General features: G+C 41.5%; 17 protein-coding genes. 1 reads left to right on the forward strand and 16 read right to left on the reverse strand.

The genetic code is table 11. From position 1 onward, the window contains the following. Positions 1-51: 51 nt before the first annotated feature. The 11 genes from FTU92_RS10065 to FTU92_RS10115 form a co-directional block, all read right to left on the reverse strand. On the reverse strand, positions 52-705 hold the full coding sequence (locus FTU92_RS10065) for a tRNA-(ms[2]io[6]A)-hydroxylase (RefSeq protein WP_004971715.1): 654 nt from the start codon (positions 703-705) through the stop codon (positions 52-54). Positions 706-744: 39 nt separating this feature from the next. Next, positions 745-1,470 carry a pyridoxine 5'-phosphate synthase gene (gene pdxJ / locus FTU92_RS10070; protein ID WP_026438307.1) on the reverse strand — a complete coding sequence of 242 codons (726 nt, stop codon included), beginning with the start codon at positions 1,468-1,470 and terminating at the stop codon, positions 745-747. A gap of 11 nt (positions 1,471-1,481) precedes the next feature. Further along, positions 1,482-2,195: a DNA repair protein RecO gene (gene recO / locus FTU92_RS10075; RefSeq protein WP_026438306.1), complete on the reverse strand. Its 714-nt coding sequence runs from the start codon at positions 2,193-2,195 to the stop codon at positions 1,482-1,484. A 14-nt stretch (positions 2,196-2,209) separates the two neighbouring features. Next, positions 2,210-2,404 (reverse strand): NF038104 family lipoprotein, encoded by a 195-nt coding sequence (locus tag FTU92_RS10080; protein WP_154320888.1) that lies wholly within the window; start codon positions 2,402-2,404, stop codon positions 2,210-2,212. A gap of 22 nt (positions 2,405-2,426) precedes the next feature. Then, a complete protein-coding gene (gene era, locus FTU92_RS10085; RefSeq protein ID WP_218944557.1) occupies positions 2,427-3,455 on the reverse strand; it encodes a GTPase Era in 1,029 nt (342 codons plus the stop codon). Next, positions 3,452-4,153 carry a ribonuclease III gene (gene rnc, locus FTU92_RS10090; RefSeq protein ID WP_004971722.1) on the reverse strand — a complete coding sequence of 234 codons (702 nt, stop codon included), beginning with the start codon at positions 4,151-4,153 and terminating at the stop codon, positions 3,452-3,454. The genes era and rnc overlap by 4 nt, the downstream gene beginning before the upstream one ends. Next, complete coding sequence (locus FTU92_RS10095; RefSeq protein ID WP_004971723.1) at positions 4,125-4,496, reverse strand: DUF4845 domain-containing protein; 372 nt, start codon at positions 4,494-4,496, stop codon at positions 4,125-4,127. Before FTU92_RS10095 ends, rnc begins: the two co-directional genes overlap by 29 nt. 24 nt (positions 4,497-4,520) lie before the next feature. Next, on the reverse strand, positions 4,521-5,348 hold the full coding sequence (lepB, locus tag FTU92_RS10100; protein WP_004971724.1) for a signal peptidase I: 828 nt from the start codon (positions 5,346-5,348) through the stop codon (positions 4,521-4,523). A gap of 21 nt (positions 5,349-5,369) precedes the next feature. After that, positions 5,370-7,187: a translation elongation factor 4 gene (gene lepA / locus FTU92_RS10105; protein WP_004971725.1), complete on the reverse strand. Its 1,818-nt coding sequence runs from the start codon at positions 7,185-7,187 to the stop codon at positions 5,370-5,372. Between the two features lie 309 nt (positions 7,188-7,496). After that, positions 7,497-7,952: a thioesterase family protein gene (locus FTU92_RS10110; protein ID WP_180096185.1), complete on the reverse strand. Its 456-nt coding sequence runs from the start codon at positions 7,950-7,952 to the stop codon at positions 7,497-7,499. 167 nt (positions 7,953-8,119) lie between these two features. Next, positions 8,120-9,502 (reverse strand): Do family serine endopeptidase, encoded by a 1,383-nt coding sequence (locus FTU92_RS10115; protein ID WP_004971727.1) that lies wholly within the window; start codon positions 9,500-9,502, stop codon positions 8,120-8,122. A gap of 331 nt (positions 9,503-9,833) precedes the next feature. Between FTU92_RS10115 and nadB the strand changes: the two genes are divergently transcribed. Continuing rightward, complete coding sequence (gene nadB / locus FTU92_RS10120; protein WP_167845907.1) at positions 9,834-11,468, forward strand: L-aspartate oxidase; 1,635 nt, start codon at positions 9,834-9,836, stop codon at positions 11,466-11,468. A 178-nt stretch (positions 11,469-11,646) separates the two neighbouring features. Here the strand turns inward: nadB and mtlD are convergent, their stop codons facing one another. The 5 genes from mtlD to pabC all read right to left on the reverse strand — a co-directional run bounded on the left by mtlD (position 11,647) and on the right by pabC (position 17,001). Then, entirely contained in the window at positions 11,647-13,776 is a 2,130-nt protein-coding gene (gene mtlD, locus FTU92_RS10125) for a bifunctional mannitol-1-phosphate dehydrogenase/phosphatase (protein ID WP_180096187.1), read from the reverse strand. A gap of 194 nt (positions 13,777-13,970) precedes the next feature. Continuing rightward, positions 13,971-14,381: a PaaI family thioesterase gene (locus FTU92_RS10130; protein WP_096901103.1), complete on the reverse strand. Its 411-nt coding sequence runs from the start codon at positions 14,379-14,381 to the stop codon at positions 13,971-13,973. 118 nt (positions 14,382-14,499) lie between these two features. Further along, entirely contained in the window at positions 14,500-15,108 is a 609-nt protein-coding gene (gene tmk / locus FTU92_RS10135) for a dTMP kinase (protein WP_131261157.1), read from the reverse strand. Positions 15,109-15,110: 2 nt separating this feature from the next. Further along, on the reverse strand, positions 15,111-16,175 hold the full coding sequence (gene mltG, locus FTU92_RS10140) for an endolytic transglycosylase MltG (protein WP_178865640.1): 1,065 nt from the start codon (positions 16,173-16,175) through the stop codon (positions 15,111-15,113). After that, positions 16,168-17,001 (reverse strand): aminodeoxychorismate lyase, encoded by an 834-nt coding sequence (pabC, locus tag FTU92_RS10145; protein ID WP_004971738.1) that lies wholly within the window; start codon positions 16,999-17,001, stop codon positions 16,168-16,170. The genes mltG and pabC overlap by 8 nt, the downstream gene beginning before the upstream one ends. Positions 17,002-17,004: the final 3 nt, after the last annotated feature.

A 17,004-nucleotide genomic window follows, 5' to 3' on the forward strand; every position in this document is an offset into this window, starting at 1 on the left:
TAAAAAAACGGAACCGAAGTTCCGTTTTCTATCTTAGATCATCTACAAGTTTTAAGCGGCTTGCACAGGCACACCACTATGAAAACGGAACAGATCATCTGGACTTAAAATAAGATTCTTTTCCACTTCACGTATATGCTGAATTCGCCCCTGAATATCTTCTTCAGGGTTTTTCAGTTTTGCTGTTTTTGCTACATCCAAAGCCAGTGCCAAATAATCTTCATAATGCCGTGATTCTGATTTCAGTAAATAACGGTAATACTTACCTAATTCTTCATCTACCAATGGCGCAAGCGCATAAAACCGCTCGCATGAACGTGCTTCTACAAAGGCACCTATCACCAAAACATCAATTAGTGCTTCAGGTTCATAGGTACGGATTTCTTTACGTAAACCGCCTGCATAACGCCCTGCACTTAAACCCTGCCACATTTGCCCACGCTTTGCCATGAACTCTAGCACCTGCTCATAATGCAGCATTTCTTCGCGTACCAACTGTGCCAGTTTGACCTGCAAATCGGTAAAAAAGCTGTAACGAAACATCAGATTCATGGCTGTGCCTGCTGCTTTTTTCTCACAGTTAGCATGATCTTGCATCAAAATATCTAAATTATTTAATGCTTCGTTCAACCATTCTTTGGGTGTTTCGCAGCCTAAAAATGCTATCACAGGCTGCATCAATTCATCATAATTTATGCTGGACATAACGTTTCAAATTTTATCTTTCAATTTTAAATATGCAGATTAACGCGCTGCATCAATCGCAGCTTTCATGCGTTTAACAGCCTGTTCCAAGCCGACAAATACAGCATCACCAATTAAAGCATGACCAATATTTAACTCATGGATGTGTTGAATAGCGGCAATTGCACCTACATTGTCCAAGTTCAAGCCATGCCCTGCATTAATCACTAAGCCACGGCTAGCTGCATATTCTACGCCCTGAACAATACGGGTCAATTCGGCTTGCTGTGCAGCTTCATTTTCTGCATTGGCATACGCGCCTGTATGAATTTCAATGGTCGGTGCACCACATGCAACGGCCGCATCAATTTGTGCAAGATCTGCATCAATAAACAGTGACACATCACAGCCAATTGCTGTTAATTCCTGAGTAGCGGCCTTAACTGCTGCAAAATTGCCTACTACATCCAAACCACCTTCAGTGGTTACTTCTTCACGGCGCTCAGGTACCAAACATACATGCTGTGGACGAATTTCTTTGGCAAACTCGATCATTTCTTCAGTAACTGCCATTTCCAAATTCATACGAGTTTTTAGCAACGGACGCATACGACGCACATCATCATCCTGAATATGACGACGGTCTTCACGCAAATGCAAAGTAATCCCCTCTGCACCCGCCTGTTCACAAACTAATGCGGCCTTCACAGGGTCTGGATAGTTCGTGCCACGCGCTTGTCTTAAAGTTGCCACATGGTCAATATTGACACCGAGTAAAGCCATAATAGGTTCCTACATTACGCTTGGGTTTGAGAATTCTGAATCCACAATTGGCGACTTTTTAAAGGTCGATCACCCAACAGTGAACTAATCATTTGTCGATACAGCCGAGACAGTAATTGTAACTGCTCTGGGTTAAAATCCCTACCTTTTTCATAGTCGCACATACTCAGGATCTGTGCGCCAAGCAAATTTGCTCGTGATACTTGCGCGGTGGGGATAAAACCATCATTCAGTTGAAAATGATAATGTAGATTGGGCTGAATCGGCTCTTGGTTCGCATCGACTGAAAAATCAATCCCATAGCCTAATTCTTCCAATAAAGTATGTTCAAACTGACGCAAAATTTGTCTTAAGAATAGATTGGGATTTTCTTGACTAGATAAGTGTTGTAAATGCGCCAAAGTCTGGTGATATTGCACAAAAGTTTCTGGCATTTCCACTTCGGCAGAACATAAGCGCAGCACGATTTCATTTAAATAAAAGCCTGAAAAAAATGCATCACCAAAGAAGAAAACCGGTTGATTGACAATTTCCAGCTTGGTGAAATTTTTAAGGTCTGATTTTCCCGAAGCTTGTATGCGAATCGGTTGATATTGTGGCGGTGGCATTTGTCTTAAAATACCATCAACCCGCCCATGTTCGCGGGTAAACAAGTGCACAATATGGCTACGTTCGCGGTATTTTCGATGATGGATTAAATAACCATGCAAGATTTCATTACGCATGATTGCGTCAATTAATCCTATTCTTTAGAGGATTCTTGTTTGGATTTTTCTTCGTCATCACCATCTGGAATGACAGCACCAACTACAGCAGCAGTGCCTTTCACCACACCCTTTGTAGTTTTGTAGGCAACTTTTACGGGAACTGTCACAACTTTGTGAATACAACCTTGCAAGACAAACATACATGCCACAATGGCCAACACTTTCATCATCACAGTTCCCTTTTCGTCAAACTTAGATATCGCTATATCCTAAGCTTTTTAATGCACGTTCATCATCAGACCAACCACCTTTGACTTTCACCCAAAGCGTCAGCATGATTTTTTGCTCGAACATTTTTTCCATGTCGACCCGTGCATCCATACCAATTTTTTTCAGCTTCGCGCCTTTTTCACCAATCACAATGGCTTTTTGACCAGAGCGATCTACAAAAATAGTGGCATCAATATAGGTACATAGTGCTTTCATACGACCCGTTTTTTCATTTAAAACCGCATCTTCAGTTTTAAATGATTCGATTTGCACGGTTAAATCGTAAGGCAGTTCTTCGCCCAATTGGCGCATGATCTTTTCACGGATAATTTCAGATGCCAAGAAACGTTCTGAACGGTCTGTGATTTGATCTAGCGAATACAACGGTGGCTGGAATGGCAAATAGCGTTCAATCGTGTCACGCAAATGATCTAGGTTCGCGCCGCGCAATGCCGATACAGGTACAATTTCGGCAAAGTTCATTAACTTGGCACGTTCTTGAATAATCGGCAAAGCCTGATTTTTATTCTCAAAAGTGTCGAGTTTGTTAATCACCAGAATCACTGGCATTTCTGCATTTTTCAGCTTTTCTAGGACTAACTCATCATTTTGCGTCCATTTTTGTGCATCCACCACAAACAAAACCAAGTTCACATCACGCAAAGCAGATGATGCAGCACGGTTCATCATTTTGTTGATGGCACGGACTTCTTTTTTATGCATCCCTGGTGTGTCTACAAACACAGCCTGAGATTTTTCACGTGAATCAATTCCCACAATTTTGTGACGTGTGGTTTGCGGTTTACGTGAAGTAATGGATAGTTTTTGACCCAATAAGTGGTTCATGAGGGTCGATTTACCCACATTCGGGCGACCAACAATCGCAACAAAACCACTGCGGAAATCAGATGGAATTTCAGTTCCCTGACCGCTAAAGAATTGGTTAATTAGGTCATTGGCGTCGTTATTCGACTCGTGATCAGCATCTACGTGATCGGAATGGATGGTCATTCAGACTTTTGCTCCAAGAATTTTAAAATATCTGCCGCAACTGCCTGCTCGGCAAAGCGACGGCTTGAACCTTCACCCTTCATTACAGGTAAGCTATCGACTCGGCATTCCACAATGAAATGCTGATTCGGTGCATCGCCCTGAATATCTACAACCTCGTAAACCGGGAGAGGTTTTTTACGTGCTTGTAAATACTCTTGTAAGCGTGATTTAGGGTCTTTGAGTTGATCAGTTGGCTCAATATGATCTAAATAAGGGCTGTACCATTTTAGCACAATCGTTTGCAGCAAATTCAAATCACCGCTATCGACATAAATGGCGCCAATAATCGCTTCTACGGTATCCGCCAGTATAGACTCACGATGATGACCACCAGATTTCAATTCACCTGTACTGAGAATTAAATTTTGGCTGAGCTTTAAATCATTGGCAATTTTACCTAAGGCTTCCTGACGCACCAGTGTTGCCCGCATGCGCGTTAAACGCCCTTCATTTTCATGTGGATAAGCCACATATAAATAATTGGCAACAATCATTCCCAACAACGAATCGCCTAGAAATTCCAGACGTTCGTAATTGTGTTTATGACTCACCGAGCGGTGAGTCAAAGCCAATTTAAGCAATTCAGGTTGCTTAAACTGATAACCGATTCGGCTGGCTAGACGGGTCTCATTTAGCTTGGACTGAGCTTTGATCAAAACTTTTCTCGAACTTCATTACAATATCAATATTCAATAAGAAAGGTTTTCTTATTTCATATTCTTTTTTCACTTCTAAACCATCGACGTTAGTCACTTGAGCTACATCTGCAAATTTAATATCGCGAATGTTGTTCATGCTTAAACGCTTGTCCATTTCACCAATAAACTTTTGTGGTGATAGGTTTTTTGGCCCATTCAACAATTGCTCTTCAATTTGATTGTCCAACATTCGATCATCGAAATATGGTCCCCAAACCGCAATTGCCACTTTTGCCATAAATGCAAAACCAATAATTGCAATTAAAATTGCAATATAGGATGCCCCTTGTTGATGACGCATTTTTTATTTTCCTAATCTGCTGTATTAATCAATTTTGCCGTTACGACTAAATGACGGCAAATTAAACCCAGGCTCTTTATGCATCCACACATAGAATGCACGACCTGTTAGGTTTTCCTCTGGTACAAAACCCCAAAAACGACTGTCAGCACTTTGATCGCGGTTATCCCCCATCGCGAAGTAATGACCTTCTGGAACTTTGACTTCCCAATATAAACCATTTTCTGCTGAATATTTACCATTGTCTACATAGTTCAGGAATGGTGCCTGACGCGCCACGTTTACACCTTCAAGCTCGCGCATGGTAAATGTATGCGCCCCTAAAGTTTCCTGATGGTAAATTGAAGTAGGTGTATCTAGACTGTCTTTTTCACGGCTAAACTGGATTGGGGTTTTCGTTACTTTCTCGCCATTAATGCTCAGCTGACCATGATCATAAACAATATGATCGCCTGGTAAACCGACAATACGCTTAATATAACTAATGCTTGGTTGTGGTGGATAACGGAACACCGCAACTTCGCCACGCTCAGGCGAACCCACATCTATAATTTTGCTGTTAATAATTGGCAAACGCACGCCATATTCAAACTTGTTCACCAAAATAAAATCGCCCGTTTCTAAGGTTGGCACCATAGAATCTGACGGAATATTAAATGGTTCATACAGGAATGAACGCAGTACCATCACCACTGCCAAAACAGGCCAAAAATCATAAGCCCATGTGATAATGAAGTTTTCATTGCCTCGCCCTTTCGTCGCTCTTTGTTTAAATACAAATTTATCGAGCAGCCACACCGCAATAAAAAATAATGTGGCAGGAACGAGAATCAAATTAAAATCAAAATCCATGGGATTGTTATCCTTATAATTTTAGCGTTCGACTTTAAGTACGGCCAAGAAAGCTTCTTGCGGGATTTCAACACTTCCCACTTGCTTCATACGTTTCTTACCTTCTTTTTGCTTGGCAAGCAGTTTCTTCTTACGAGAAACGTCACCGCCATAACACTTCGCAAGTACGTTTTTACGCATCGCTTTCACGGTTGAGCGCGCAATAATTTGTGCACCAATGGCAGCCTGAATAGCCACATCAAACATTTGACGCGGAATCAAGTCTTTCATTTTTTCAACCAAGGCAATACCACGGTGACGTGCATCCTGACGGTGACAAATCATCGCTAAGGCATCAACTTTTTCACCGTTAATCAGTACATCTACTTTAACCAAAGATGAACTTTCAAAACGCACAAAGTTATAATCTAACGATGCAAAACCACGTGAACATGACTTCAATTTATCAAAGAAATCCATCACGACTTCTGCCATTGGAATTTCAAAAGTAATAGACACTTGGTTACCCAAGAATTTCATGTCTTTTTGCACACCACGACGCTCAATACATAGGGTCATGACGTTACCCAAGTATTCTTGCGGCACTAAAATATGACATTCCGCAATCGGTTCACGCAAATCTTCTACAGTTGAACCATCAGGCATTTTAGATGGACTGTCGATATAAACCGTTTCGCCATTTTTCATCACAGCTTCATAAATAACCGTTGGAGCTGATGAAATTAGGTCTAAATCGTACTCACGCTCTAAACGCTCTTGTACGATTTCCATGTGCAACATGCCCAAGAAACCACAACGAAAACCAAAGCCCAAAGCATCTGAACTTTCAGGTTCAAAGAACAATGCTGAGTCGTTAATTTGTAGTTTGTGCAATGCTTCACGGAACGGTTCAAAGTCGCTGGCATCAATTGGGAATAAACCCGCATAAACCTGCGGCTTAACTTTTTTAAAGCCTGGTAAGGTTTCTACTTCTGGTGTCGTTGCAAGTGTGATGGTATCGCCGACTGGCGCACCGAAAATATCTTTAATACCCGCAATAACAAAGCCAACTTCACCTGCTTCTAAAATACCTGTTTCGGTATGTTTTGGATTAAAAATACCAACTGAGGTAATGATGTGCGTTTGACCTGTCGATTTCATCAACATTTTATCGCCTTTACGCACACGACCTTGCTTGATACGTACCAACGACACAACGCCCAAATAGTTATCAAACCATGAGTCAATAATTAAGGCTTGCAATGGCGCATCGCGGTCACCTTGTGGTGCTGGAATGACATTCACCAAGGTTTCTAATACATTGTCGATGCCTAAACCAGTTTTAGCCGAACAGGTTGGTGCATCTTGCGCTTCGATACCAATAATTTCTTCAATTTCATGAATCACGCGCTCAGGTTCTGCCTGCGGTAAATCAATTTTATTCAGTACAGGTAAAACTTCTAAGCCTTGCTCAATTGCGGTATAGCAGTTTGCAACTGATTGCGCTTCTACCCCTTGTGCCGCATCAACCACCAATAGCGCACCTTCACAGGCTGCCAAAGAACGTGATACTTCATAGGAAAAGTCAACGTGTCCTGGGGTGTCAATGAAGTTTAACTGGTATTCCTGACCATTTGGATGGTTGTAGTATAAAGTCACTGAGGTGGCTTTAATGGTAATCCCACGCTCACGCTCAAGCTCCATAGAATCCAACACCTGAGCTTGCATCTCACGATCTTGTAAACCACCACAGGTTTGAATGAAACGATCTGCTAGAGTCGATTTACCATGGTCAATATGGGCAATGATCGAAAAGTTACGGATGTTTTTAATATCAACAGTTTTTTTAGCTTGCGCCATGGGTTACCTTGAAAAATAACACGCTCTGCACCTCAAAATTCATGCAGAGCAAAAGCCGAATAGAAATTGCGAAGGATTATAGCAGATGGATTTTTCAATGTATCCATAATAATGACTTCCTTTTGCAGCCTCACGCGTTTTTCTTTTTATTCGAGAGTTTCAGGCTTTTTATGCAGAGATGTGTGTCGTAATTAAAGTGAGAATTGAAGAATACTTCATGCTATTTGAAACAGGTGAATACCCTCTTTAACAACATCGACAGCAATAACATGCAGCAACTTTCAATGACGCTACACTTGGTGCTTCAACTCATCTTAATGAATCATACTCACTAAAATCCAACGGATTCACATCAGCAGCAAGGGGTTGATAGGCTTGCGTAAATGTCGGTGACATGCGTTTTGGACGACCTGTAGCAATTTCCACACAAGCCCATTGTGTATTGCCCATAAACAGCAGACTTTTATCTTGAGGGCGATAAAACGCATATTGGCGGAATGAATACAACGCATTCAAATCACTTAACCATGTACGCAAAATCAGCTCCTCACCTTCGAGTGCCGCTTTACGATATTGCACATGATGTTCCACCGCCACCATCGCATGTTTTAGTTTTAAGTATTCCAGCCCCCCTAAACCTAATGTTTCGATATGTGCCGATGCTACATCCTGCATCCACTGCACATACACCACATTATTTACATGCCCTAAAATATCAATATGTTCTGGCTGTACGGTGATTTTTAAATCAAATATGCTGCTCATGTCATCCTTTTAACTAAAACGGCGATGTCGGTCTAGTCTAACAAAAATACCGAGTTACATAAAAAAAGTCGCTCCAGTTCAAGAGCGACTTTCTTAAAATAAGTGACTATCTAAAGTTTAGCAATATGCTAAATTTAGTTAGATTTACGATTTTATGCCACTTCAACTTATTGAATACGCATGCCAATAATCGCACGTTGCCCTTGGCGAATAATCACCACACGCGCAACTGTACCTTGTTTCAAGGTAGAGACAGTTTCAACAAATTGATTGGCATTTTGGATAGTGGTGTTATTCAGTTGCACAATCACATCACCTGGCATAATACGTGCCTGAGCTGCCGAACCACCACGACGCACTTCCTGAATCAGCACACCGCCTTTAATATCTAATTGGCGTTGTTCTGCCACGCTTAAATCACGAATCGACACCCCTAAAACAGGGCCTTTGGCTGCGGTATCAGGGTTGTTTTTGGCAGGCGTGTCGTCAGGTGCTGTGCTCACCGTAGCGGTAATATTACGGCGTTTATCATCACGTAATACTTCAAGCTGAATACTTTGATTTGGCACTGAACGGTTTAAATAGTTCAACAATTCAGACGTTCTGGAAATAGGTGTGCCGTTGTATTTAAGAATTACATCGCCTGCACGTAAACCTGCACGTGCCGCAGGTGAGTTTGGTGCAACTTGAGTAATTAATGAACCTTCAGGCTTACTGAGTTTATAAGATTCTGCCAAATTGCGGTCAATATCTTGCAAACTCACCCCTAAATAAGAACGAGTCACTTTACCGTTACGCTTTAACTGATCGGCAACATCCATGGCAACATCAATAGGAATGGAGAATGACAAGCCCATATAACCACCCGTACCACTAAAAATACGGGAGTTCACGCCGACCACTTCACCGCGCTGGTTAAATAGTGGCCCGCCTGAGTTACCTGGGTTAAGCGCCACATCGGTCTGAATAAATGGCACTGAAGTTTCACCCATCATATTACGCATTTTGGCACTCACGATTCCTGCCGATGCAGAATAGTCAAAGCCAAATGGTGAACCAATCGCAAGTACAGGCTCACCTACACGTAATTGATCGACATTGCCTGTACGCAGTTCTGGATAACTGCTGCCCTGCACTTTTAATAACGCGACATCGGTACGTTCATCACTACCCACGACAGTTGCATCAAGTTCACGGCGGTCATTCAGTACAATGGTAACTTTAGAAGCATCTTCAACAACGTGGTGATTGGTTAAAAGGTATCCATCTTTACTGATAAAAAAGGCACTGCCGTAACCTGTTTTTTCTTGTGGAATTTGCTGTTGAGGAATAATCACTTGATTGCCAAAAAAACGGCGTAAAATTTCTGGAACTTGTTGTTGTAAGAGTTCTTCCTGACTCATTTTTTTGACAACATTGACACTCACCACCGCAGGACTAACCTGCTCAACCAAATTAGAAAAGTCTACTGGTGGTGCTGCTTGAGTCTGCACAGTTGCCATAGTAAAAACAGCCGCATATAAACCTTTTTTTAAGTTGCGATTTTTCATAAATAGCATTCACTCAATAATAATTATGACTTTGAACTCACCTTATTTAGCACAAAATAATAGGCTTTTGCGTAATAAAATGTTGAATCTTTTTCAATTACGGTTTGGCAGGCACTGTGGAGGATAGCTGAGATAGCATCTTATATTTGACCCATCAAAAATGATGCGCCAAAGTGCTATAAATGAAAAGCGTGGAATCGAATCACAATAAAAGTGGGATATTCCATAAAAGTTGCCAGTTTATTCTTTTTTTTCATTATTCAAATCCACTTCGCACTTGCCTTTTTCTGTAAAAAGGGGTGTCATTATCCAACTTTTTTCAAATTAGCTGATGGACATGCCTAATTTAAACACAACACATCAATTTGATGTGATTATTGTGGGAAGTGGTGGTGCAGGTTTGAGTTTAGCGCTCTCATTACCCCAGCATTTCAATATTGCCGTTTTGGCGAAATCTACCCTTACTGAAGCCAGCACTTTCTATGCGCAAGGCGGTGTCGCGGCAGTTCTTGATGAAACAGATTCAATTGAACAACACATAGATGACACTATGATTGCAGGTGCGCATTTATGTGAAATGGATGCCGTCAAGCAAACCGTAGAAGGCGGCAAACCTTCGGTAGATTTTCTGCTGAAACAAGGTGTGCAATTTACTTTAGATGAACAAGAACAGTTGCACTTAACCCGTGAAGGCGGTCACTCACAGCGACGTATTATTCACGCTGCCGATGCAACAGGGCGCGCAATTTCGACCACTTTGGTACAACGTGCCCAAGAACAGCAAAACATCACCATTTTTGAAAATTATATTGCGATTGACCTAATTACCTCGCAAAAATTAGGTTTAAATGAAAGCAATCGCACTTTAGGCTTATATGCACTAGATGAAAAAACACAAAAAGTGCATAGCTTCCTTGCTCCGTTTACCGCACTTGCCTGCGGTGGTGCAATGAAAGCCTATCTATATACATCTAACCCAGACATTGCCACAGGTGATGGTATGGCCATGGCATACCGTGCAGGTTGCCGTGTGGCAAATATGGAGTTTAATCAATTCCACCCGACCTGTTTGTATCATCCCCAAGCACGTTCGTTTTTAATTACTGAAGCCATGCGTGGTGAAGGTGCATATTTGCGTTTACCCGATGGTGAGCGTTTTATGCTGCGTTTTGATGAGCGTGCAGAATTGGCGCCACGTGACATTGTCGCACGCGCAATTGACTATGAAATCAAACGCTTAGGTATTCGTCATGTGTGGTTAGACATCACCCATAAACCTGCAGAATTTGTGAAAGAACACTTCCCAACGCTGTATGCACGTTTACTGGAATTGGGCATTGATATCACTACCGATATGATTCCTGTTGTACCTGCCGCCCACTACACTTGTGGCGGAGTAATGGTGGATGAACATAGCCAAACCGATATTGCTGGTTTATATGCGATTGGTGAAACTTCTTATACAGGTTTGCATGGTGCTAACCGTATGGCAAGTAACTCTCTTTTAGAATGTTTTGTCTATGGAATGGCTGCCGCCAAACATATTGAAGCCCATTACACTGCAGATTATAGCTCGCCTGAAGTTCCTGCTTGGGATGATTCGCAAGTGACGAACCCTGACGAAGATGTGGTGATTTTACAAAACTGGGATGAGCTACGTGCAACCATGTGGAACTATGTCGGTATTGTACGCACCACTAAGCGTTTAGAGCGTGCCTTACACCGTATTGAAATGCTAAAACGTGAAATCACCGAGTATTATCAGGACTATCAAGTCAGTAAAAACTTAATTGAACTGCGTAATTTGGTTTTAGTTTCGGAAATGATTGTGCGCTGTGCCATGCAACGTAAGGAATCACGCGGTTTACACTTCACGCTAGATTATCCTGAACTTGCGCCTGAATTGCGTAAAACTGTGCTTATTCCACCAAATTTCCAAGTGGAAACCCCATTGGTGAATGAGTGATCTGATTGCTTGTTACACAACAGCATTTGCATAAAAGTATCTGTGAATAAAGTGCATTTGAATTCTAATGCAAGAAAGCACCGAATCGTGTTCCATAACACGATTCGATATTTTATCATTTTGAATATGATGACGTTAACTTACTAAACCTCCCCCCAAGAATTCATCAAGTTGAGTTTTAGATTACGGCTGCAACTTGAGTACCATCTTGAATAAATGCTTCTAAGCGAACTTGACCAGCCAATAGTTGCTGTAATTGGTGGCTATTTATGTACTGCAATTGCTGCCGTGTCTGTTCGTCTATAGGCGCATTTTGCAATTGTTTTGACAAATGCTGTAATGCTGCTTGAGCCCCCAACTGCTGCATTTTAATTGCATACAGATAGCCCAACACCACTCCTTTCTGCACATAATTTGCAGCTAAATCATGCTGCAGATGATAAATCAAAGCACCCATCACCCGTTCATTGGCTGAGAGTTTACGCAAAGGGTCACGTGCCACACGCTGACACGGGTCTTTATAGGCATGTTCACATGAGTCCAGAAAGCTCTGTGCCAGATGCTTTAAGTTTTGCTGACGATGCGGCAACTGTGCAGCTAATCCCAACGCTACTTGTGCCGAAACAGCGCGGGTAAAATCTGCAACCAATGGGTCTGCCATTGCGACACCAATACTGTTATGCCCTATTAAACTGGATAACCAAGCCATCATGGCATGTACACCATTCCATAAACGATTTTTAATGAGTTGGATTTCGGCAATATCATCTACCAAAATCATTTGACGCATGTGTTGCAATAATGGACTGGCATTTTCCACATAAATAGGCATGTCACTTTCAGCATGAAATAAAATTAAATCCATACTTTGCAAAATGTGACTGGGCTGAAAATTGCGTCTTAAATCTTCTACATATAAGGTGGCTTGACGCTCTTGCTCAGGCTGCAATCGAGTATTGTCTTCAATTTCAATTGGCTCTGCTTCGTCATCCAACTGAAATTGCTTAAAAATATTATACTTGATGCGTAATTGGCGATATAAGTTTTGATCGCTTAATTTAGAGACCATTCTATTTACGACAGTATCGCAAAAATAATGCTGCTCCATAATTTTGGCTGCCGTATCGGGATCCAACAACGCCTCTAACGCCTGATGAATATGCGTCATCAAGAGCTGTTTTGCCCCAACTTTATTTAAAATTACCAAAATAGTTAAAGGCTGATAGAGTTCAACTTGCGCTATAAAACGGGCATATAAGCCCTGCGCAATTACTTTAGCCTCTTGCTGTAAAGCATGTTCAGGCAAACATAATGCAATTAGGCTCGACTCCACATACATTTGCTGCATCTGCTGCAAGTTCTCCGCATCAATGATGTGCATATTTTCAATTCGTTCATCATAAGAACATTGTCCATAACGAATTGAATACGTTCCAAAGGCGTTTACTGCAGAACGATATAAGGTATTCCGTGTAGAAGCATAAATACGTTTAGGACGGGTATAGCCATCCCAGTGCGATAAAATTTGGGCCAAATAGCCCCCACCTATTGCACCAAAACCATGAATCCCCACACTCAACTGATTTAAAGTTTGCGGGAAGGCCTCTTGTAAACTCGGCATTTCCAATACAGGAATAACTTGATTTAAGTCATCTAAATAAGCTTGCATACTTGCGTAATAATGCTGCGTGAGTAACAACATATTAGCATTAGGTTTTTTGATATCCCGAAATAGTATGGTTATGCCACCCGCTGCATGTGCAGATTTGATTCCATTTTCAGAATCTTCCAGCATGAAACATTCGCTGGGTTCTAGATTAATTTTTTGTGCGGCTGTTATAAAAATTTCAGGATGTGGCTTGCCCTGTTGCACCTCATCGCCACAAACTAATACATCAAAAAACTTATAGACATTGGCATTAATCAAATATTCTTCGGCAATGGCACGACGACTAGACGTAGCAACCGCCATTCTCAAGCCAGACTTTCGTAACCGCTCTAATACCTGCAACAAACCTTTTTTAATGGGCACACCAAAATTGCGCACACTTTCTAGTTCTAGTTCATCAGCACGCTGACGGATCTCACGGTAAGGAATGTCTGCACCATATTCTGCTTGAGCCAGTTGTTCAGCGCTCTTTGCACTCAAACCCAAACATTGCATGAGGTATACGTCTGAAAATTCAACGCCAATGAGCTCCTGAGATGCCTGCTTCAATGTTTGAAACCGTAATCGTTCAGTATCAAACATTGTTCCATCCATATCAAAGATTGCTCCATGAACAATATTGTTCTTAAATTTAAGCATTTAGCTCCCTTGTTTTATTACTTACGGGTTGCTAGCTTAGACAAAAGCAGATTTGATCTATATGAAAAACATAAAATGAAATATTTGTGATTATTTTTTAACCAATCAAACCCTGATTTTCATGTGGTATGTGTACATATGTAACCACATGGTAAATATAAGTAACTAAAATTAAGATAAAGCTGACTTTATTCTCAGCCAATCTGTGGAATCGAATACGTCCCTGTGACATGCGCCACGGCATCATCTACACCTTCGGAATATACCCAAACCTCACCGACCACGAGGTTTTTCCCTACTTTCATTAAGCGACATTCACCACGTAAATTACGCCCTGCTGCGGGCTTGCGTAAAAAGTTGATGTTTAAATTACTGGTCACCGCCAAAGCCACCAAACCCAACTCCCCTAAAATGGCGATATAAAGTGCATAGTCTGCAACAGTCATCATAGTCGGCCCTGATACCGTACCACCTGGGCGTAAATCACGTTCATCGATGTGATAATTCACCAATGCCCCACGTGGCGTGATGGACACAATTTCACATTTTTCCAAACTTTGCGGAAACTCAACTTTTAAAAATTCAATAATTTCGTCTTTGGTCATATTTACTATTCGCTATTATTTAAATAAAAAAATCTTCTAAAGCATTTCCACTATAGAAGATTTTTCCATTCAATCAAATGCATAACCATGACCCATTGGCTTGTTATACCTTTGTTTGTTATGCCTTAGCTTGCAAATAGTGCATCGCCTGTGCAAATACTTGATCGGGGCTTTGTGTTGCATCTAAGCGCTTCACTCGCTCAGGGTGTCGCTCCCACAAAGTTTGATAGCCACCTCTTACTTTCTCAAAGAAAGTTGCTTTCTCTTGTTCAAAACGATCAAGTTCACCACGTGCCCGTGCACGGGTCATACCCAGTTCAATCGGTGCATCCAGCCAGAAAGTTAAGTCAGGCATACGTGCCACAAAGTTATTATTTAAAGTCTGCAACTTGCTTTCACTCAAACCACGTCCTGCACACTGATAAGCAAAACTCGCATCACTAAAACGGTCACACAGTACAGTTTTTCCTGCAGCCAACGCAGGTAAAATCACCCGATCTAAATGCTGTGCACGCGCTGCATACATCAACAATAACTCAGTGTCTGAACACATTTTTTCTTCATGGTTGACCTCGAGCAACAAAGCACGAATTTGCTCTGCCATAGGGGTTCCACCCGGTTCACGGGTTAAAACCACCGACTGACCTTGTGCAGTAAAATAATCATGAATACGGCGAATAAGTGTAGTTTTGCCTACCCCTTCAGTACCTTCAAAACTGATAAACATGCTTATTCCCCTGATTTTTTCATGCGCAGTACGTTTAAATATTCCTGTACGGCACGGTTATGATCTTGCAAATTGGTGCTAAATTTATGCCCACCGTTACCTGTCGCCACAAAATAAATGTTGTCAGATTGATCTGGATGCATCGCCGCTTCAATGGCTTTTTGACTTGGCAATGCAATTGGCGTTGGCGTTAAACCACTCATGGTATAGGTGTTGTATGGCGTTGGAGTGCGTAAATCCTGACGGGTAATATTGCCCTGATAACGCTCTCCCATACCATAAATCACGGTTGGGTCAGTCTGTAAACGCATCCCCAGTTTTAAACGACGTACAAACACACCCGAAACCTGCTCTAATTCAGCATCAACATTGGTTTCTTTTTCAATAATAGATGCCATGATTAAAGCTTCATATTTATTTTTATAGGGCAAATCTGCTGCACGATTATTCCAAGCATCATCCAATGATTTCATTTGACGCTGATATAAATCGGTTAAAATTTTACGGTCAGTTTCACCTTTGGCAAAGAAATAAGTATTCGGCGCAAATAAACCTTCGGGATGTGTAAAAGGAATATTTAAAGCTTTTAGCATTTGATCATATGGCAAATGCGACACTTCTTTGGTGACTAACTCATCTTTCTTTAACGCATCAATCAATTGTTTAAAAGTCGTGCCTTCGATCACCAAAATACGGTTCATTTGTGCATTTTCAGCATTGGCGATCATTTCCATAACCTGACGTACACTCATACCCTGACGAACTTCATACACGCCTTTTTTCATGCTGTCGTGAATCATCACCCGTTGATAGAGCTTTAAAACAATTGGAAAATTCACATGATCTTGTTCTGCCAAACGATCAATAAAGCGTGAATAGGTATCACCATCATTAATTGCCAATAATTGTTTTTTGCCTTCAATAGGATAATCTTTAAATAAGCTTGACCATAAGATCATGCCAATGACCAAAAACAGTCCGAGTACAAAAATAAGCGCACCCTGAATAGCACGCTTAGACCATATAGGTTTGGTTTTCTTTTTAGATTTTGATGGACGCTTAGACATAAGAATGAATCTGATTCAGTTGAAGTTGCTTAAATAGTTCCACACACGGCTGCACATCTAAAACCTGCTGCCCTAAATGGCTGACAATTTTCATGGGCGTTAAGGCATTACAGAAAAACAGACTTTGAATCTGCGCAATTTCCGAAACATGAACATCACGCTGTTCACAATGCAAATTCTGTTGTTGCATGCGCGATAAAATTTCTGCCCGCATGACACCGTGCACGCCATTATAACCAAGTTGCGGGGTAATCCATGTATTGTTTATACGAATGAAACAATTACTACTCACACCTTCAACCACACTGCCCTGTACATCAGTAACCAAAGCTTCTGTCCAGCCTTTTTGATCGGCTTCTTGTTTGAGCAATACCTGTTCAAGTCGGTTTAGACTTTTCAGCCCAACTAAATTCGGCATGCTTAGTCCAATCGCTTGTGCCAAGATGCCACTTTGAATGATGTCATAATGATATGCCGTATCTAAAGCCGCTTGTACTTGTGGATAGAAAAACACCCAAACATCGGCAGGATGATCAGGCAAGCTGTAGCCACGCTGCCCCACACCACGACTTAAAACAATCTTCAAAGTACCATTTAACTCGCCATGCGCCTGCTTTAAAATTGTCAGCGTTTCAGTGATTAACTCAAGATTGGCATTTAAAGAAAGTTGGCGATTGGCATATTGCAAACGCGCCAAATGGCGGTCAAATAATTCAATTTGATTTTGGCGAAAACGTGCAGTGCTAAAGCATCCATCACCATAATGAAACGCGCGATCTAACACATGAATCTGCTCGGTAGGCTTGGCATTTTTATAACACTGCATGGA

It is taken from the genome of Acinetobacter sp. YH12205, from assembly GCF_013418125.1.
Lineage (GTDB): Bacteria > Pseudomonadota > Gammaproteobacteria > Pseudomonadales > Moraxellaceae > Acinetobacter > Acinetobacter towneri.